Annotated in this window: 19 protein-coding genes and 1 pseudogene; 17 read left to right on the top strand and 3 right to left on the bottom strand. The window is 72.6% G+C overall.

From position 1 onward, the window contains the following. Positions 1-172: 172 nt before the first annotated feature. The 13 genes from cpaB to AAFN69_RS19450 all read left to right on the top strand — a co-directional run bounded on the left by cpaB (position 173) and on the right by AAFN69_RS19450 (position 11,642). The gene (cpaB, locus tag AAFN69_RS19510; RefSeq protein WP_347729834.1) at positions 173-886 is read left to right on the top strand and encodes a Flp pilus assembly protein CpaB; all 714 of its coding nucleotides are present in this window, start codon (positions 173-175) and stop codon (positions 884-886) included. A 7-nt stretch (positions 887-893) separates the two neighbouring features. Beyond that, positions 894-2,141: an AAA family ATPase gene (locus tag AAFN69_RS19505; RefSeq protein WP_347729833.1), complete on the top strand. Its 1,248-nt coding sequence runs from the start codon at positions 894-896 to the stop codon at positions 2,139-2,141. Positions 2,142-2,191: 50 nt separating this feature from the next. Further along, positions 2,192-2,608 (top strand): TadE family protein, encoded by a 417-nt coding sequence (locus tag AAFN69_RS19500; RefSeq protein ID WP_347729832.1) that lies wholly within the window; start codon positions 2,192-2,194, stop codon positions 2,606-2,608. Continuing rightward, the gene (locus AAFN69_RS19495) at positions 2,605-2,961 is read left to right on the top strand and encodes a TadE/TadG family type IV pilus assembly protein (RefSeq protein ID WP_347729831.1); all 357 of its coding nucleotides are present in this window, start codon (positions 2,605-2,607) and stop codon (positions 2,959-2,961) included. The genes AAFN69_RS19500 and AAFN69_RS19495 overlap by 4 nt, the downstream gene beginning before the upstream one ends. A gap of 130 nt (positions 2,962-3,091) precedes the next feature. Continuing rightward, on the top strand, positions 3,092-4,432 hold the full coding sequence (locus AAFN69_RS19490; RefSeq protein ID WP_347729830.1) for a CpaF family protein: 1,341 nt from the start codon (positions 3,092-3,094) through the stop codon (positions 4,430-4,432). Between the two features lie 81 nt (positions 4,433-4,513). Further along, entirely contained in the window at positions 4,514-5,455 is a 942-nt protein-coding gene (locus tag AAFN69_RS19485) for a type II secretion system F family protein (protein ID WP_347729829.1), read from the top strand. Between the two features lie 28 nt (positions 5,456-5,483). Then, on the top strand, positions 5,484-6,371 hold the full coding sequence (locus AAFN69_RS19480) for a DUF5936 domain-containing protein (RefSeq protein WP_347729828.1): 888 nt from the start codon (positions 5,484-5,486) through the stop codon (positions 6,369-6,371). A 118-nt stretch (positions 6,372-6,489) separates the two neighbouring features. Continuing rightward, on the top strand, positions 6,490-8,097 hold the full coding sequence (locus tag AAFN69_RS19475) for a histidine kinase (RefSeq protein WP_347729925.1): 1,608 nt from the start codon (positions 6,490-6,492) through the stop codon (positions 8,095-8,097). A gap of 143 nt (positions 8,098-8,240) precedes the next feature. Next, the gene (locus AAFN69_RS19470) at positions 8,241-9,137 is read left to right on the top strand and encodes a response regulator transcription factor (protein WP_347729924.1); all 897 of its coding nucleotides are present in this window, start codon (positions 8,241-8,243) and stop codon (positions 9,135-9,137) included. Positions 9,138-9,377: 240 nt separating this feature from the next. Beyond that, positions 9,378-9,620 (top strand): hypothetical protein, encoded by a 243-nt coding sequence (locus AAFN69_RS19465; protein ID WP_347729827.1) that lies wholly within the window; start codon positions 9,378-9,380, stop codon positions 9,618-9,620. A gap of 5 nt (positions 9,621-9,625) precedes the next feature. Further along, on the top strand, positions 9,626-10,327 hold the full coding sequence (locus AAFN69_RS19460) for a pilus assembly protein TadG-related protein (protein ID WP_347729923.1): 702 nt from the start codon (positions 9,626-9,628) through the stop codon (positions 10,325-10,327). 29 nt (positions 10,328-10,356) lie between these two features. Continuing rightward, a complete protein-coding gene (locus AAFN69_RS19455; protein ID WP_347729826.1) occupies positions 10,357-10,968 on the top strand; it encodes a hypothetical protein in 612 nt (203 codons plus the stop codon). Further along, on the top strand, positions 10,968-11,642 hold the full coding sequence (locus AAFN69_RS19450) for an OmpA family protein (protein ID WP_347729825.1): 675 nt from the start codon (positions 10,968-10,970) through the stop codon (positions 11,640-11,642). Before AAFN69_RS19455 ends, AAFN69_RS19450 begins: the two co-directional genes overlap by 1 nt. A 144-nt stretch (positions 11,643-11,786) precedes the next feature. On the opposite strand, the gene AAFN69_RS19445 is transcribed toward AAFN69_RS19450, so the two are convergent. After that, entirely contained in the window at positions 11,787-11,912 is a 126-nt protein-coding gene (locus tag AAFN69_RS19445; RefSeq protein WP_347729824.1) for a hypothetical protein, read from the bottom strand. Between AAFN69_RS19445 and AAFN69_RS19440 the strand changes: the two genes are divergently transcribed. Beyond that, positions 11,911-13,182, top strand: coding sequence for a hypothetical protein (locus AAFN69_RS19440; RefSeq protein WP_347729823.1), 1,272 nt, complete (start codon positions 11,911-11,913; stop codon positions 13,180-13,182). The two genes, AAFN69_RS19445 and AAFN69_RS19440, sit on opposite strands and share 2 nt — an antisense overlap. A gap of 14 nt (positions 13,183-13,196) precedes the next feature. On the opposite strand, the gene AAFN69_RS19435 is transcribed toward AAFN69_RS19440, so the two are convergent. Further along, entirely contained in the window at positions 13,197-13,559 is a 363-nt protein-coding gene (locus tag AAFN69_RS19435) for a DUF192 domain-containing protein (protein ID WP_347729822.1), read from the bottom strand. Positions 13,560-13,683: 124 nt separating this feature from the next. On the opposite strand from AAFN69_RS19435, the gene AAFN69_RS19430 reads away from it, so the two are divergent. Together AAFN69_RS19430 and AAFN69_RS19425 are read left to right on the top strand one after the other, a co-directional pair. Continuing rightward, the gene (locus AAFN69_RS19430; RefSeq protein WP_347729821.1) at positions 13,684-14,451 is read left to right on the top strand and encodes an A24 family peptidase; all 768 of its coding nucleotides are present in this window, start codon (positions 13,684-13,686) and stop codon (positions 14,449-14,451) included. 166 nt (positions 14,452-14,617) lie between these two features. Then, a complete protein-coding gene (locus AAFN69_RS19425; protein WP_347729820.1) occupies positions 14,618-16,252 on the top strand; it encodes a DUF2079 domain-containing protein in 1,635 nt (544 codons plus the stop codon). A gap of 24 nt (positions 16,253-16,276) precedes the next feature. Here the strand turns inward: AAFN69_RS19425 and AAFN69_RS19420 are convergent. Further along, positions 16,277-17,142 (bottom strand): annotated as a pseudogene (locus tag AAFN69_RS19420) (crosslink repair DNA glycosylase YcaQ family protein). A gap of 112 nt (positions 17,143-17,254) precedes the next feature. On the opposite strand from AAFN69_RS19420, the gene AAFN69_RS19415 reads away from it, so the two are divergent. Continuing rightward, positions 17,255-17,617, top strand: coding sequence for a helix-turn-helix domain-containing protein (locus AAFN69_RS19415; protein WP_347729819.1), 363 nt, complete (start codon positions 17,255-17,257; stop codon positions 17,615-17,617). The last annotated feature ends 178 nt before the right edge of the window (positions 17,618-17,795 follow it).

Genomic DNA, 17,795 nt, shown 5'->3' with positions numbered 1-17,795 from the left:
CTCTCCTCCGCACCCCGCTCCGTCCCGCGCCGCGGCCCTTCCCGCTGCCGGCCCCGCTGTTCGCCGAACCCTTTCGGCAAGCCCGCTCCGCACGTTTCTGTCGGCAAGTCCCTGTCAGCCAGCGAAGTCTGCAGCGAAGTCTGCGAAGTCTGCGAACGAGGTCGTCCAGCCCATGAATTCACGCCAACGCCGCGGCGTCGTCCTTCTGCTCGTCTCGGTGCTGTGCGCGCTCGGTGCGTTCGCCGGCGTGATATCGGTGATCAATGATGTGAATTCAAAGGTCGGACCCGAGGTCACCGCCTACCGGCTCACCGCCGATGTGACGCCCTACACCGCCCTGCGCCCGGCCCAGTTCAAGAAGGTCCGCATTCCCAAGCGCTGGCTCTCCGACAGCGCCGTCACGGATATCGCCGCAGTGACCGGGAAGATCGCGGTCACCCAGCTCAAAAAGGGGTCCCTGCTCCAGGAGGACATGATTGTCGACCGTCCCCAACTGGCCGCCGGGGAGCAGGAGATCGCCATCATGGTCGACGCGGCCACCGGGGTCGCCGGAAAGATCACCCCGGGCGATCTGGTGAATATCTTCGCCACCTTCGCGGGAAAGGCCGAGAAAGACCCCGACGAGTCCCGGATCATCGTCCCCGGTGCCCGGGTCATCGATGTCGGCAGGCTGACACCGCTCGACGCCAGGGAGGACGACCGCCGCGGCACCCGGCGCGAGGCCGTGCCGATCACGTTCGCCCTCAAGACCGCGGACGCGCAGCGCGTCGCCCACGCGGAGTCCTTCGCCGAGAATGTGCGCCTGGCCCTTCTGGCCAAGGGCACCCCCACCACATTGCGCCCCGGCGACAGCACCTACACCCTCGACGAAGACAAGAACAGGTGAGGGCTGTATGACCACACGCATCCTTCCGGCCGTCGGTGACGCCGACGCTGCCCGGGCCATCACCACCCTCCTCAGCCAGCTCCCCGACGCGGAGCCCGCGGCCCCGGTGGCCGATTCCACTTCCCTGCTCGACCTGCTGGCCCGGTACGCCGCCGAATCGCTCGACGAGCTCCCCGAGGTCGTCCTCGTCCATGAGCGCATCGGCCCGGTTCCCGCCCTCGAACTGATCCGGGAAATCGCCCTCCGCTTCCCGGCCGTCGGCGTCATCCTGGTCACCGTCGACTCCGGTCCCGGCCTCTACTCGGCCGCGATGGACTCCGGCGCCCGCGGACTGGTCCCGCTGCCCATCTCGTACGAGGAACTGGCCCAGCGGGTCCAGGCGGCGGCGGGCTGGTCCACCGGGGTGCGCAAGCACCTGGGGCACGGCGCCGATGTGCTCACCGGGCCCGGCGGCACCGTCGTCACCGTCAGCGGCGCCAAGGGCGGGGTGGGCGCCACCGTCACCGCCGTACAGCTGGCCCTGGCCGCCCAGGCGTCCGGCCGCACGGTCGCCCTCGCCGACCTCGATCTCCAGGCCGGGGACATCGCCTCCTATCTGGATGTGCAGTTCCGCCGCTCCGTCGCCGATCTCTCCGGCATCCAGGACATATCACCCCGAGTGCTCCAGGACGCCCTCTTCGCCCACCAGACCGGGATCGGGCTGCTCCTCGCGCCGGGGGAGGGGGAGCGGGGCGAGGAGGTCAACGACCGTTCCGTACGCCAGATCGTCAGCGCGCTCCGCAACCGCCACGAGGTCGTGATCATCGACTGCGGCACCCAGATGCACGGAGCGAATGCCGCCGCCATTGAAATGGCCGATATCACACTACTGGTGACCACTCCGGACGTCGTCTCCGTGCGCGCGGCGAAGCGGATGATCCGGATGTGGGACCGGCTCCAGATCCGCAAGGCGGAGGAGACCGTGGTGGTGGTCAACCGGCACACCAGGGGCACCGAGATCCAGCCGCCGCTGATCGAGAAGATCACCGGCACCAGAGTCGCCAAGACCTCCGTTCCCGCCGGGTTCAAGGAGCTTCAGCCGGTGGTGGACGCCGGGCGGATGCAGGATCTGGAGAACAAGTCGTCCGTCAAGCAGGCCCTGTGGGGCCTCGCGGGCGAGCTGGGACTGATCCGGCCGGCGGAACCCGATCAGAAGACGGGCCGCTTCCGCGGCGACCGGGGCTCGGTCGGCCTCCGCCGGAACCGGTCGAAGTGACCGGGTGAGAGGCCGCGATGAGGAGGGTCCGCGATGAGAGGGGGTTCGTGATGAAACGCACCGTCGCGATGGAGCACACCGTCGCGGTGAAGCGCGCCTTCGCACGGCTGCGGTCGGACCGGGGCCAGGCGGCCGTCGAGTTCACCGGCACCATCCCGGTCATCCTGGCCACCCTCGCGCTGCTCTGGCAGGCGGCCCTGGTCGGCTACACCTTCTCCCTCGCCGGGAACGCGGCCGACGAGGGGGCCAGGGCGGGTGCCGTCGGCGGCGACGCCGCCTGCCGGCAGGCGGCCCGCCAGAACCTGCCGGCGGCCTGGCGCCTCACCGAAATCGACTGCGGCCGTGCGGGCGAGCTCTACCGCGCGGATCTGGAGATCTCCCTCCCGGTGCTCTTCCCGGGCAGCCTCAGCCTCCCCATCCCCGTACCCGGGAACGCCGCAGCCCACTACGAGGAGGCCGAGCGATGACATGCCGCGCCGACCGGGGCCAGGCGGCCGTCGAGTTCGCCGGCCTGATCACCCTGCTGCTCATCGCCGGGCTCGCCGCCATCCAGCTCGGACTCGTCGCCTACACCGCCCAGCAGGCCGGCACCGCCGCGCGCGCCGCCGCCCGGACGGCCTCGCAGGAGGACGGCGCCGAGTACGCGGGGGCGGCGGGACGGGCCGCGATGAGCGAATGGCTCGACGGCGGGGTGGAGGTCGGCGGCTGTGGCGGCGGCGGTGAGGTCACCGCGGTGGCCCGGATCAGTGTGCCCTCGGTGATCCCGCTCTTCAGCTTCGACGCGGCGACGAGGACGGTCACCATGCCCTGCGACCACTGACCCGACCGCACCACTGACCCCCGCACCACCGACCCGACCGAGCCACCGACCCGACCGACACGGCCGGACGCGACCCATCCGCCGACGCGCCGCCCCGTACGGAACAGAACGACACCCGGGAGATGAGCACATGAGCCTGCGGGCGCGCATCAGCAGCCCCGAGCCGGCCAAGGGCCACAGCGAGGAGAACCGCCTCGTCATGGTCTACCGCGCCAAGCTCCTGGAAGAGATCGACCTCGCCGAGATGTCCGCGCTGGCCGCCGCCGAGCGCAGGGCCCGGCTCGAACGCGTCCTCGGCCACATCCTCAGCCGCGAGGGCCCGGTCCTCTCCACCGCCGAGCGCTCGCAGCTGATCCGCCGGGTCGTCGACGAGGCGCTCGGCCTCGGCATCCTCGAACCGCTCCTCGAGGACGCCTCCATCAGCGAGATCATGGTCAACGGCCCGGAACAGGTCTATGTCGAGCGCGGCGGCCGGCTGGAGCTGCTGCCGCTGCGCTTCTCCTCCAACGAACAGCTGATGCAGACCATCGAGCGCATCGTCTCCACCGTCAACCGGCGCGTGGACGAGGCCAATCCGATGGTCGACGCCCGGCTGCCCTCCGGGGAGCGGGTCAATGTCATCATCCCGCCGCTCTCCCTCACCGGCCCCATCCTCACCATCCGCCGCTTCCCGCGCGCCTTCACCCTCCAGGAAATGATCGCCATCGGCTCCCTGGACGAGCAGATGACCCTGCTGCTGGCGGGTCTCGTTCGGGCCAAGTTCAATGTGATCGTCTCCGGCGCGACCGGCACCGGGAAGACCACCCTGCTGAACTCCCTCTCCGGTCTCATCCCCGAGGGCGAGCGCATCGTCACCATCGAGGACTCCGCCGAGCTCCAGCTCCAGCAGCCGCATGTGATCACCCTGGAGAGCCGCCCGCCCAATGTCGAGGGCAAGGGCCATGTCAGCATCCGCGACCTGGTGCGCAACTCCCTGCGCATGCGCCCCGACCGCATCATCGTCGGCGAGGTCCGCGGCGGGGAGACCCTGGACATGCTCCAGGCGATGTCCACCGGCCACGACGGCTCCCTCGCCACCGTGCACGCCAACAGCGCCGAGGACGCGCTGATGCGGCTCCAGACCCTGGCGTCCATGGCCGAGGTCGACATCCCCTTCGCCGCCATCAAGGACCAGATCAACAGCGCCGTCGATGTCATCGTCCAGCTCACCCGCCACGCGGACGGCACCCGCCGGGTCACCGAGGTCGCGGTGGTCGACAGCCACGGCCGCGAGGACTACCGGATCGTCTCCGTCTGCCGTTTCGACGCCCAGCCGATGTCCGGCGACGGACGGATACACGGCCGGTTCGCCTACTACCCGGTGCCGCGCCGGATCGCGGAACGGCTCTACATGAAGAACGAGAGCCTGCCGCTGGTCTTCGGCGTCGCCGAGTCCGACGATCAGCTCGCCGTCCGCAGATCAGTCGTCTGAGCGCCGGTACGGGCCCGCCCCGTACCGCCGCCGCCCCCGAGGGGCTCCCGCCCACGCTCACGGAAAAGGTCTCCGCCCGACATGGACAATCTCCCGCTTCTGACAGCCGGAGTCACCCTGCTCGCCGGTGTGCTCGCCGTCATCGGCGTGCACCTCCTGGCCTCGGGCCGGGCGCAGCGACAGGCACTCGTCGAGCGCATGGCCCAGGGCGGCGGGCTCGCGGCGCTTCCCGGCCGCCGCCGGCGCTTCGGCGGCGTCGACCGGCGGCTGCGCGGCACCCGGCTCGGACTCCGGGTCGAGCGCCGGATCGCCACCACCGGCCTCGATCTGACCGCCGGCGAGTACGTGGTTTATGTCGTCGCCGTCCTGGTCGCCCTCTACTTCATCATCGGCGCGGTCTTCGCCCCCTTCTTCGGCGGCCTCGCCGTCATCGCCGGACTCTGGGGCGCCAACGCCTTCCTCACCTGGCAGCGCGTCAAGCGCACCGAGGCGTTCATCAACCAGCTCCCCGAACTGACCCGCGTCCTCGCCAACGCCACCCAGGCCGGCCTCGCCCTGCGCACCGCGCTCGCCATGGCGGCCGAGGAGCTGGACGACCCGGCCGGCCGCGAACTCGGCATCGTCGCCGATCAGCTCGCCGTCGGCCGCAGCCTGGACGAGGCGCTGGGCGAGCTCGCCGACCGGCTGCCCTCCCGCGAACTCGTCGTCCTCGTCACCACCCTGATCCTCGCCAACCGGGCCGGCGGCCAGGTCGTCTCCTCGCTGCGCAACCTCACCGAATCCCTGGAGGAGCGCAAGGAGACCCGGCGCGAGGTCACCACCACCCTCTCCCAGATCAAGGTCACCGCGATGGCCGTGCCCCTCCTCGGCCTCGGCTTCCTGCTGATGATCAACGGCATGACGCCGGGCGCGCTCGACAAGATGACCGGCTCGGTCGTCGGCCAGACCGCCACCGTCATCGCCTTCGGGCTCTATGTCCTGGGCGCCTTCCTGATCCGCCGGGTCTCCCGGATCCAGGTCTGAGGACGAGGAAGAGAAAGGAGAGACACCCATGGGACTGCTGCTCGCCGCCGCTCTCGCCATATCCGTGTACGGGATCTTCCACGGCATCCGGATGTACCGCGCCGACGCCAGACTCCCCGGCGACCTCGCCCTCGCCCTGGAGTCCGGCGCCACCCGCACCACCGCCGTCGGCTCCGGCATCGACCGGCTCGGCATCCGCTACGCCCCCGCCATCCTCCGGGCCATGGGCCCCCGGCGGGTGGACGCCCTCCGCCGCCGTCTGGACATGGCCGGAAACCCCGGCGGCATGACCGTCGACCGCTACGCCGCCCGGCGCGCCGTCTACGGCTTCCTCGGCGTGCTCGCGTTTCTCTCCATGCTGATGCGCGGCCAGTTCGTCATCGCGATCCTGCTCCTGGTCTTCGGAGTGTTCTGGACCGATGTGATCATCAAGGCCGCCATCCGCCGCCGCCGCGCCGACATCGAGCGCACCCTCCCCGACTTCCTCGACGTCCTCGCCGTCGTGGTCTCCGCCGGCCTCGGCTTCCGCCAGGCCCTGGAGCGCGTCGCCGAGAAGTACCAGGGCCCCTGGGCCGATGAGCTGCGGATCACCCTGCGCCAGATGGACATGGGCGTCAGCCGCCGCGACGCCTTCGAACAGCTCCGCCTGCGCAATGACTCGGACCAGGTGTCGATGTTCGTCACCGCCCTCCAGCAGGGCGAGGAGCTCGGGGCGCCGATCGTCGACACCCTCATCCAGATCGCCACCGACATGCGCCGCACCGACGCCCAGAACGCCCGCCGGAACGCCGCCCGCGCCGTACCCAAGTCCACCTTGGTCGTCACGCTGATCATGCTCCCGGCGACCATGATCCTCATCGTGATGAGCTTCTACTACGGCTCCGGAGTCGATCTGGGAGAGGTCCTGGGGGAGTGAACGGCGGAGCTGTCCGCCCGGACATGACGAGCAGGGCGGCCGAGGAGCGTACGGAGGTGGCGGGATGAGCCGGCCGGACGGAGCGACGCGCCCCGGCGCGGACTCGGACGCGCCCCCGCTGCCGGGCCTCCCGCCGGCGGCGGAAGCGGGCGGCGCTCTCCCCGCTCTCCCCATCCAGGTCAACGCCCTCCAGGCACTCTGCCGCCAGGTCTTCGGCTTCCGGCTGGCCATGATCGTCCTGGCCGCGCCCTTCGCGCTCGCGGGCACCCGGCCCGGCCCCGCGAGCTGGCTGGTCGGCGCCGCCGTCCTGGTCACCTTCATGGCCTCGTACGTCCTGTTCCGCGACTGGGAACGCTTCGGCCCGGTGCTGCTCCGCCACCCCTGGCTGCTCGGCGCGGACATGGCCTGCGGCGCGCTGCTGCTGGTCACCGCGTCACCCGGCTCCACCCTGGCCCATGTCACCATCTGCACCCCGCTGCTGGCCGGTCTGATCACCGGCCGGCGCGGCGCGGCCGTCTTCGCCGTCCTCCAGTCCCTGATCGTGGTCGGCGCCCATGCCGTCCACGACCTCGCCGGCGCCCCGTTTACTGCTCTTTTCCTGCCCGGACTCTGCGTGCTGGCCGGAGCGCTGGGCAGTACGCTGCGCGGTCTCATGCTCGGCTTCGGAGCGGCCGGACAGGCGCTCACCGAGGCCCGTGCCCGCCTCGCGGTGGCCGGCGCGATCGAGGAGGAACGCGCCCGTCTCGCCCGCGAGATGCACGACTCGGTCGCCAAGACCCTGCACGGCCTCGCACTGGCCGCCGACGGACTCGCCCACTCCGCCGACCGGATGGACCCCGTCGCCGTACGCGGCCGGGCCGAACTGGTGGCCCGCTCGGCGCGCCGGGCCGCCGCCGAGTCGCGGGAGCTCCTCTCCGACCTGCGCCGGGACACCGGCCCGGCCGCCGGGGCGGGGACCGATCTGGTCGCCGGACTCCGCTCCCGTACGGAGGAATTCGCCCGCCGCACCGGAGCGGCCACCCGCTTCCGCGCCGTCGGCACGGGCCCGGCCCCCCTGGTGCCGTACCCCGTCGCCCGCCAGGCGCTCACCATCGCGGCGGAGGCGCTGGACAACGCCCACCGGCACGGCCGCCCCTCGGAGATCGCCGTCACGGCCGGGGTGACCGGCGATGTCCTGCTGATCAGCGTGTACGACGACGGCGCCGGGCTGCCGGCCGGCACCACCCTCGACGGACTGCGCCGCTCGGGCCACTTCGGGCTGGTGGGCATGGTGGAACGCGCGGCCTCGATCGGCGCCCGTCTCCGGATCGGGCGGGGCGAGGCGGCGGCGGGCACGGAGGTACGCCTGGAACTGCCATGGGGCGGGGGCGGGGGCGGGACACGGGCGGCGGGGCGCGGCGACACGGCCGGCTCCGCCGGGCCCTTGGCACCGCACCGGCCGGACGCTCCCGAGCCTCTCCCCGTGCCGGCTCCCGTGCCGTCGCCCGAAGCATCCACCGCACCGGCTCCCGAACCTCTCCCCGTGCCGTCGCCCGAAGCATCCACCGCACCGGCTCCCGAACCTCTCCCCGTGCCGTCGCCCGAAGCATCCACCGCACCGGCTCCCGCTCCCCTCCCCGTGCCGTCCCCCGAACCGGAATCCGGCCCGCCGCCGCCGGCCGCCACCGCACCGCTCCCGGCTCTGCCCGCGCCGCCCGCCCCGTACCGCATGTCCCTGCTCACATGACAGCCCCGTACCCCGTCTCCCGAGAGGAGGCCGCGACAGTGCCGGACAGCCCTCCCCAGCGCACCCCCCGCCCCCATCCCCCGGAGTGGAGCTCCCCACCGGCCCCCGCCCTCCCCGCACCCCCGCCGGAACCGCTGCGGGTCATGGTCGCCGACGACAACCCGGTCGTACGGGCGGGACTGACCGCGCTCCTTCAGGGCCGGTCGGGCCTCCGGGTCGTCGCCGAGGCGGCCGACGGGCGCCGGGCGTACGAGGAGGCGGTGCGGCACCGGCCGGATGTGGTGCTGCTCGATGTCCGGATGCCGGAGGTGGACGGCATCTCCGCCCTGCCGTATCTGGTCCGGCTCGCACCGGTGCTGATGATGACGTACAGCAGCGAGAGCGAGATCGTCCACCGGGCGCTGCGGCTGGGTGCCGGAGGGTATCTGGTGCACGGTGAGTTCACCGCCGCCGAACTCGTCTCGGCCGTGCGGGACATCGGCGAGGGGCGGGCGGTCTTCACCCACTCGGCCGCCGGGGCGCTTCTCGCCGGAGTGCGCGGAGACCCCGCGGCCCGTCCGGACGCCGGACCGCTGCCCGGCGGACTGGGCTCGGCGCGCCGGATATCCGAGCTGCGCTGGAATTCGCGTACCGAAACCCGGGTGATCGACGGTGACGACACGGAGATTCCTGGGCGTATACCCGATTCGGTACACCCTTTACCCGTAAAGGATGCTGATGTGCGATCAGTTCCGGAAGTTCGAAAGTTTGCTCAACCTTCTTCGCTTGCGGAAGCGAATGTGGGACATTCTTTCATGGAGCCCGCCGCCACCGGCACGGCGCGCGGGGTGACCGAGGAGCTGAGCCCGCGGGAGGCGGAGGTGATGGAGCTGATCGCGTCCGGCCTGACCAATCAGCAGATCGCCGCCTGCTGCTTCATCAGCCTGAAGACGGTCAAGAACCACATCAACCGGATCTTCGCCAAGCTGAACGCGGCGAGCAGGGGTGAGGCCATCGCGATCTGGCATGGTCTGACGCGTGAGGGGGTGCGTCCGGCATGAGCAGTGATCCCGCGGCGGCCCGCGCCCGCCGTGTCCCGCGCGTCCTCCGCCTTCTGTGCCGTCATCGCCCTGTTTGGGCCCGGAGTTGGGCCCAGGGGCCCATTCCCGGCAGCGCTCCCGCGGCGTACATTTCTCACGCTGCCATCCGCACCGGCCGTCATGGCGCCGATACGGCAGGTGGCGTCATGAATTCGTACGAGCCGGACGGTGATCGGACCGCCGGTGCCGGAGGGGAAGCCGATGTCGAACGTGACGCTCAAGGCCGTGGTCAGAATCCGTCTCCACGTCGCGGCACGCATGGCGTCCGCGGCGCGCGCGATGCAGGACCGCCGCGACGCCGGACAGGACTCCGTCGAGTACGTCGGAGTGATCGTGCTGGTGGCGGCGATCATCGCGGCGCTGGTGGGCTCGGGAGTGGCGGACGACATCGCCTCGGGTCTCTCCAACCAGGTCCAGGCGATCCTGGGCGGTGGCGGCGAGTAGCCGCACTGACCTCAGGGCCCACTCGTGAGTCAGGGCAGGCGGCCCCCATCTATATCGCGATGGTGGTCGGTCTGCTCTTTCTCGCGCTCGCGTTCTTCGCGGTCGGACAGGCGGGGGCCACCCGCAATGGCGCCCAGTCGGGTGCGGACGCCGCCGCGCTCGCCGCGGCGCTGGAGTCCCGTGACGACTTCGGGGACGAACTGCTGAAGCGGATCCTGGCCCCCGGCTTCGACCCCGATTCCCTCCGTGACCTGCTCGGCGGCAAGCTCGTCGGCGCACCCGGTGAGGGCTGTGCAGCGGCGGAGAGCCTCGCCCAGACCAATGGGACGACGACGAGCCGGCCGCCGGGCAGTTGCGTCCCGCTGGGGGACGGCCGCTGGGGCTTCGCCGTCGGTGTGGTCACCCTGGACCCGGTGGGCGACACCATCCTTCCCGGCACCGAGAGCGAGCACGCCTCGGCCACGGCGACCGCGGTGGTGGAGTTCCGCTGCACCTTCGAGCCCGCCGACGTGTCCCTGCCGTCACCCGGCCCGGAGTCGCCGACCCCGACCCCGACACCGGCCCCGACGCCCTCCGAGCCCGAGAAGCCCGACTCCTGGGGCACTTTCCACTGCGACGGCGGGGACGACTTCATCCTCGACCCACAGGACCCGGACCCTCTCCCCGACCTGTCCGACCTCTTCACCGTCCGGTTGGACGGGGACTGACCGCGACCGAACGCAAAGGAACAGCACTGATGAGTACTCGGCAAGGAGCGAAGACCCGCAGGGCAGTGACGGCGGTCCTTGTGGCGGCGGCACTGTCGCTCTCGCTGACGGCGTGCGGTGACGACGGTGACGGCGGCGCCGACAAGAAGAACGTCGGCTCGACCGCCGTCCCGCCGGGGACTTCGGGAGGTTCCGACCGTCCGGCGGACGATCCCGACGGCGGGATCGAGGCACCCGCCGACGTCAAGACGCTGGGCACGGTGAAGGGCAGCAACGGGTTCGAGTTCACCATCACCGGTGCCGCCCGCGACGAAGGCGGATTCCTCACCATCTCCGGCACGGTCGCGAACACCAGTGGGAAGAGCCAGGTTCCGCCGATCCAGTGGAACGGCCAGGAGAGCCAGGTCAAGCGGACCGGCCGGTCGTTCGCGGGTATGACGCTGGTGGACAAGAAGGACAAGAAGCGCTACTACGTCCTCCGGGACACCGATGGATATCCGCTGACCACCACGGGGCTCACCCCGTTCGGTGCCGGCGAGAGCGTGGACTTCTTCGCCCAGTTCCCCGCCCCGCCCGAGGCCACCACCTCCGTCGAGGTCCAGATCCCGCTCATGCCCAGCACGACGATCGAGATCTCCTGATGGGGAGCGGGAACACGCAGCGGCGTGCCCCCCAGCGGCCCTCGGCGGCGGCCTCCCTCGCGGTGGTGCTGCTGCTCACCGGCTTCCAGCTCACCGCCGTCTCCTTCGCCTCCACCGCCGCGGGCGCCCCGGCCGTGGACGACCCCACCCTGCCGCCGGGGAGCCAGGCGGTCTACACCCCGCCCGAGATCGACGGCAACAGCTCCGGACTGCGGATGCGCGACGGTGCCCAGCTCGCCGCCTCCCGGGTCCTGGACATCGTCTCCATCGTGGAGACCGAGGGCGGTGAGGAGCGCCGCGAGGAGACCACCACATCGCTGAAGTTCGCGCTCCAGGCCGAGGTGCTCTTCGGCCGGAACAGCGCCGACCTCTCCCCCCTGGCCAACAGCCGGGTCGCCGCCATCGTCGCGGAGATCAAGCGGAACAAGCCGGGGAAGGTCCGGGTCTTCGGGTTCACCGACAATCTCGGCTCCTACCAGAGCGGCCGGGTGCTCTCCAAGAAGCGGGCCGACGCGGTCCACGGCGTACTCAGCGAACAGCTGAACGACGGCACCATCTCGTACGAGGTACGCGGCTACAGCGAGGACTACCCGATCGCGGACAACTCCACCGAGGACGGGCGCCGGAAGAACCGCAGGGTCGAGGTCTCCTTCCCGACCTCGGGCGGCGGCTGACCGGCGGCGGTGGCGTTCCGGTGATCCGGCGGTCCGGCGCGCCGGTGACGGTGCCGGTGCGCCCGGCCGGTTCCGGGGTGCGGCCCATCTGTGTGACGCCTGCTATACGTGACGTGGCCGGCCCGCAGTACGCTGCGGGCCGACTCACTGTCGGAGCAGTCGGCTGAGGAGCGCGCGGATGAGGCGGGGCGGGACGGTGACGGCCGGGCGGCCGGCGGCCGGAGGGCCGATGGCCCGGGTGACGGCGCTCCGGGCGGGGTTGACCCTCATGGCCGCCTTCCTCTGGCCGGCTCAGCTCCCCGCGCCGGCCTCGGCCGAGATGAATCCGGATCTCTTCACCGCGTACACGGTCGACCCCACCGCGCGTGCGGTCAGCGGCGGTTCCACCGCCGGAGCCGACGCGCCGAGGCTGGAACCCGGCACCTATGTCGACACGATCTCGGCGGGGGAGCGGAAGTTCTACCGGGTCGCCCTCGACGACCGGTCCAACGCCTATGTGTCGGCCGTACTCGCCCCGCCGCCCGGGATCAAGGTGGCGGCCGGCGAGGGCATCAAGGTCACCCTGAAGTCGTCCGACGGCGCCAAGTGCAGTGTGAGCAACGCGATCACCTTCGGCGGGGGCACCGCACTGCCCAGCGCCGACTACTCCACCCGGCGCATCGGGGCCGGGCGCAAGTGCCAGGACGCGGGGGACTACTACTACAGCGTGGAGTGGCTGGGCGGCCCCGGCGGCTCCCGCGCCGACGGCTGGCCCGTGGAGCTGAAGTACATGGCCGAGCCGGGGTTGAAGCCCGGAGCGCCGGCTCCCGCCGCGGTGCCGCCGGCCGACTGGCACCACCACCTTCCGGGGCATGTGAAGGGCGCGGCGCGGCGGGCCCGCGGCGGAACCGGGTTCAATGACGCGGCGAAGGTCGGGTACGGGGTGTGGAACGACACCCTCCGGCCGGGCGAGAGCCGTTTCTACCGGGTTCCGGTCGACTGGGGACAGCAGCTCTTCGTCGACGCGGACTTCCCCGCCGTGCCGGCCGCGAAGTCCCGCGGGGCGACCGGGAGTGTGCGGCTGAGCCTCTTCAACACCGCCCGCGGATTCGTCGACAACGCCGCGAACGACTACCGGGGCACCGCCACCCGGGTCTCGCTGGGCAGCGTCCCGGTCGCCTTCGTCAACCGGCTGTCGAAACTGGACGCCACCAGCGCGATGCGGTTCTCCGGCTGGTACTACATCCGGCTCACGGCCGACCGGGCGGTACGCGAACCGCTGCCGCTGACCCTGCGGGTGGGCGTGGAGGGTGAGCCGCAGAGCGGGCCCCTGTACGACGGTGACGCCCTCGGCGCCGGATTCGGCGCCACCCCGGAGGAGTTCGCGGCGGCACGGCAGGCCGGGGAGACCGGGGCAGTGCTGATGCGGGCGGTCGGCTACGCGGGTGTCGGCCTGGGGAGCGCGCTGCTGCTGTTCCTCGGCGGGTGGACGGCGCTGGCGCGGCGGGGCGGCCGGGGCCGCCGGCGCCGCGGGCGGCACGCCTCCCCCTCACCCCTGTAGGCTGCGCGGCGGCCTCAGGTGTTCTCGATCCGTACCGTCACCCCCGGCCGCAGTCCCCACTGCGCCATCGCCCCGCCCGCCGACTCCAGCACATGACGCGCCCTCAGCCGGGGCCTGCCCAGCCGGCCCGGCCGCAGGGTGTGGACGTCGACCACCCGCAGGGCGCGGTCCAGATAGGCCACATCGATGGTGAAGCCCATCCGGAAGGTGTGCACTCCGCTGCACGGGGTCAGCAGGATCGCCCCTTCCAGTCCGGTCCGGCCGAGCAGCCCGCGCCGCCGTGCCGCGTACCCCGCCGCGATCTCCAGCGGCACCGCCGGCCCGTCCTCGATCCACAGGGTCCCGCCGCCGTCCCGCCACCGCTCGCCTCGTGCCATGGCCGTGACGGTAGCGCCCGGCCCGGAGCCCGCGCAGCGGAACCCCGGCGATGGGGCCCGGTGTGCGGGGAGTGGGTCCCCGGGCCCATGACCCCGCCCGGCGCCACCGCCTACCCTCGGGGCCGTGTACGCCACACTCATCGCCGTCTCCGCCCTGTGGGGCGCCGCCGCGGGCCTGTTCGTGCCCCGGGCCGCGTACCGGCTCGCCGTCGAACCGGGCCGGGAGCGGCTCGACGCCTGCCCCGCCGGGCATCCGTTCACCGGGCCCGCGCGCGGCTGGCTGGGTGTCGCGCGGTGCCGGGGGTGCGCGGACGAGGCGCCGGGGGACGGAGCGCACCGCGCGGCGGGCCCCGCCGCGCCCGCCGCCGTCGCCGTGACCGTCACGGCCTGCGCGGCCCTCGCCGCCGCCACGGGTCCGCGCCCCGAACTGGCGGTGTGGCTGCTGCTCACCCCCGTCGCGGTACTGCTGGCCGTCATCGATCTGCGGGTCCACCGGCTCCCGGACCGGCTCACCCTCCCGCTCGCCGGGGCGGCGGCCCTGCTGCTCGGCGCGGCGGCGCTGCTCCCGGACCCCGCCGGGTCCTGGCCGGCGGCGCTGCTCGGCGGTCTCGCCCTGGGCGCGGTCTACTTCCTCCTCTTCGTCATCCATCCGAACGGCATGGGCTTCGGCGATGTGAAACTCGCCCTCTCCCTCGGCACGGTCCTCGGCTGGTACGGCTGGGGGGTGCTCTTCACCGGCGCCTTCGCCGGTTTCCTCCTCGGTTCGCTGTACGGGGGCGGGCTGATGATCCTCGGCCGCGCGACCCGCAAGTCGGCGATTCCGTTCGGGCCGTTCATGGTCTCCGGCGCGTTCACCGGCGTACTGCTCGGAGCACTGGCCGCACGCGCCTGAGCCGCACGCGCCTGAGCCGCACGCGCCTGAGCCGCACGCGTCCGGGTGTACGCGCCCGGGCCGTACGCGCACCCGGGCCGTACGCACCCGGGCCGTCCCGACCCGCCCCGGGACACGCCCCCGGCTGAGGGGGAGGGGCCGCGACCCCCGTCTAGCATCCGCATCCATGCCGACATTTTCTGACAAATCGCCAAGCTCGCCGACGGCCCTCACCACGGCCCTGCGCGGCGCCCGGCACGCCATCGCCGCCCGGACCGCGAGCACCCCCCGGCTCCCCGCCCCCGCCCCGGCACCGGAGACCCCGCCCGCCGCCGCCCCGGGTACCGGCTCCCGATCCGCCGCCCTGCTCCCCTGGAGCTGGGCGGCGGTGCTCTTCCTGCTCTACGCCACCGTCGCCGTCCGCCGTCATCTCCTGCTCCGCACCACGGGGTACGACCTGGGCATCTTCGAACAGGCCGTCCGCGCCTACGCCGAACTGCGCGCCCCCGTGGTCCCCCTGCGCGGCGAGAACTTCCATCTCCTCGGCGACCACTTCCACCCGGCGCTCGCCGTTCTCGCCCCCCTCTACCGCCTCTGGCCCTCACCCCTGGCACTGCTCGTCGCGCAGTCGGCGCTGCTCGCCGTCGCCGTCGTACCCCTGGCCGGCTGGGCACGGACCGTACTGGGCACCCGCGCCGCCCATGCCGTCGCCGCCGTCTACGGCATGAGCTGGGGCATCGCATCGGCCGCCGCCTTCGACTTCCACGAGGTCGCCCTCGCCGTGCCCCTGATCGCCTGCTCGGCCGCGGCGCTCGGCCGGCACCACCCGCGCGCCGCCGTGGCCTGGGCCGCACCCCTCGTACTGATCAAGGAGGATCTGGGACTCACCCTCGCCGCCGTCGGCTGTGTCATCGCCTGGCGGGGGTGGGGGAAACGGCCCCGGCGGCTGGGGGTGCTCACCGCCGCCGCCGGAGTGCTCGCCTCCGCCGTCGAGATCAAAGTCCTGCTGCCCGCCTTCCACCCGGCCGGCGGCTACGCCCACGGCGGCAACCTCGGCGAGGGCACCCACACCTCGCTTCTCACCACCATCGCCTTCGCGCCCCTCGACGCGCTCCGGCCGGACATCAAGGCGATGACCCTCGTCCTGGTCTTCGCCCCGTCCGCGCTGCTCGCCCTGCGCTCACCGCTGGCGCTGCTCGCCGTGCCCACCCTGGCCTGGCGGATGCTCTCCCAGAACGGTTTCCACTGGGGAACCTCCTTCCACTACAGCGCCGTGCTGATGCCGATCGTGATCGCCGGGATGATCGACACACTGCGGCGCCGGCGCACCCCCGGCCACCCGTGCCCCACCGCCCGGCGCGAGGTGCGGGCCTCCCTCGTCACCGCGCTCGCGGTGACCGCCGTGATGGTGCCGTCCTTCCCGCTGGCGCTGCTCGCCCAGCGCGCCACCTGGCGGGCCGACACCCCGCATCTGGTGGCCGCCCGCACCCTGCTGGCACGGATCCCGGACGGCGCATCGGTCGCCGCCTCCAACCGGCTGGTGCCCCAGCTCACCGCCCGCTGCGATGTGGTGCTCTTCCCGGCCTTCCCGGTCGACTCGCGGCTGTACGCGTACGACCGCGCCGAGCTGCCCCGTCCCACCGCCGAGTGGATCATCCACGACAGCGAGGCACCCGCGGCCTGGCCGTACCGCACCGGCCACTGGCCCTATCCGGCCGAGAAGCAGGCCGCCGAACTCGCCGCAGCGCAGCGCTCCCACGGCTACCGGCGCGTCGCCGTCCGCGACGGCATCACCCTGCTCCACCGCGCCCCCCGGCCGTGACCGTGACCCGCGCGGACGCGCCTCCTACGCATGCGCCCCGACCGCGACCAGCCCCACCGTGAGCTCCGCGCGCCCCTCCAGGATCTCCGCCACCCGCTCCACCTGCTCCTCCAGCCCGCGCCGGGCGGCGGGCCGCTCCAGCGCGCCGCCGATCGGCTCCACCGTCACGGCGATCCGCCGCCCGGAGCGCTTCTGGTGCCAGACCCCGCACACCGTCCCGTCCACCAGCACCACCGGATAGTTCCCCGCCTGGCCGCGGCCCGGCGCCCGCTGCCCCGCCGCGCCGGGGAAGAGCAGCTCACGCGGCTGGGAGGCGATGGCGTACGCGTCGAAGTAGGGCAGCAGCCGCACCCCCCGGGGCCCGTCCCCGGGGAAACCGGTGTCGCCCGCCGCGACCCGGGCCGGCTCGCCTCCCGCGTACCGCACCTCCTCGATCCGCCCCTCGCCCGCCGGCCGGGTGAAGAGCTCCGTCGCCCACCCCGGCCGCACCGCCGGCCATCTGGCGAAGCGCCGCGGGGTCGCGGGCCCGTACGCCCCGAGATACCGCTGTACGAGCTGGGCCGCGGCGGCCGGTCCGGCCATGGGGGTGACGCCCGGGTTGGTCCAGGCGACCCGGCGGCCCCGGTTCGGCGCGAAGGCGCGTACACCCCGGTGCGCGGCGAGATGGGTGATCTGCCGCCACCGGGGCCACAGCTCCTGGTCCGGGTCGTGCCGGGGGCCGTCCGCAGCGCCACCGAGAGCTCGGCCGCCGAGAGCACCTGGGCATGGGTGCCGAGCATCGCCGAGCAGGCCGCCGCCGGGGTCGCCGCGCGCCCCTCCGGGGAGCCCGGGCCCTGTCGCTCCAGCGTCCGGGCGTTGCTCTCGGTCCAGGTCACCTCGGGTGTCGTCATGATCCGACGACAGATCGCCCCAGGACGGAATCTGTCCTCTTTCCCGGCTCTCACCTCCCCCGAATGGTGTACTGGCCGAAAGGTAAGTGAACGTGGAGACAGAGGAGTTGCCGTGCCCCGGAGCAAGCCGCCCGAGCCCGAGTACCAGTGCGGACTGGACGCCGCGGTGGATGTGGTCGGCGGGAAGTGGAAGCCGCTGATCCTGTGGGCCCTGAGCAGCAGGGGGACCCTGCGCTTCGGTGAGCTGAGGCGGGAGGTGGCCGGAGTCAGCGAGAAGGTGCTGATCCAGCAGTTGCGCGAGCTGGAGTCGGACCGGGTGGTTCACCGCGAGGTCTTCCGGGAGGTCCCGCCGCGCGTCGAGTACTCCCTCACCGAGCTCGGCCGCGCGCTCGACACCGCACTGGAGCCGCTCGGCGCGTGGGGCGAGACCTATATGGAGCAGATCATCGCCAACAAGAAGAAGGAATCCGCCTGACCCCGGCCCCGTCCGCCCCCGCCACGGCTGCGCGGGGTGCACCGCCCGCCACCCGCTCGACGCCGCTCCCGACCCCGTCACCCGGATGCCGCTCCCCGGCGTGTCAACCTCGCGCCCCCCTTCGCGTTCACCCGTGAGTGAGGCCGCCGCACACCGCCCCCGGATCCGGGGAAAGCCC

The sequence above is a fragment of the Streptomyces sp. CAU 1734 genome (assembly GCF_039888735.1).
Taxonomy (GTDB): domain Bacteria; phylum Actinomycetota; class Actinomycetes; order Streptomycetales; family Streptomycetaceae; genus Streptomyces.
The sequence above is the reverse complement of the archived record's forward strand: the minus strand, read 5'-3'. Positions and strand labels throughout refer to the sequence as shown.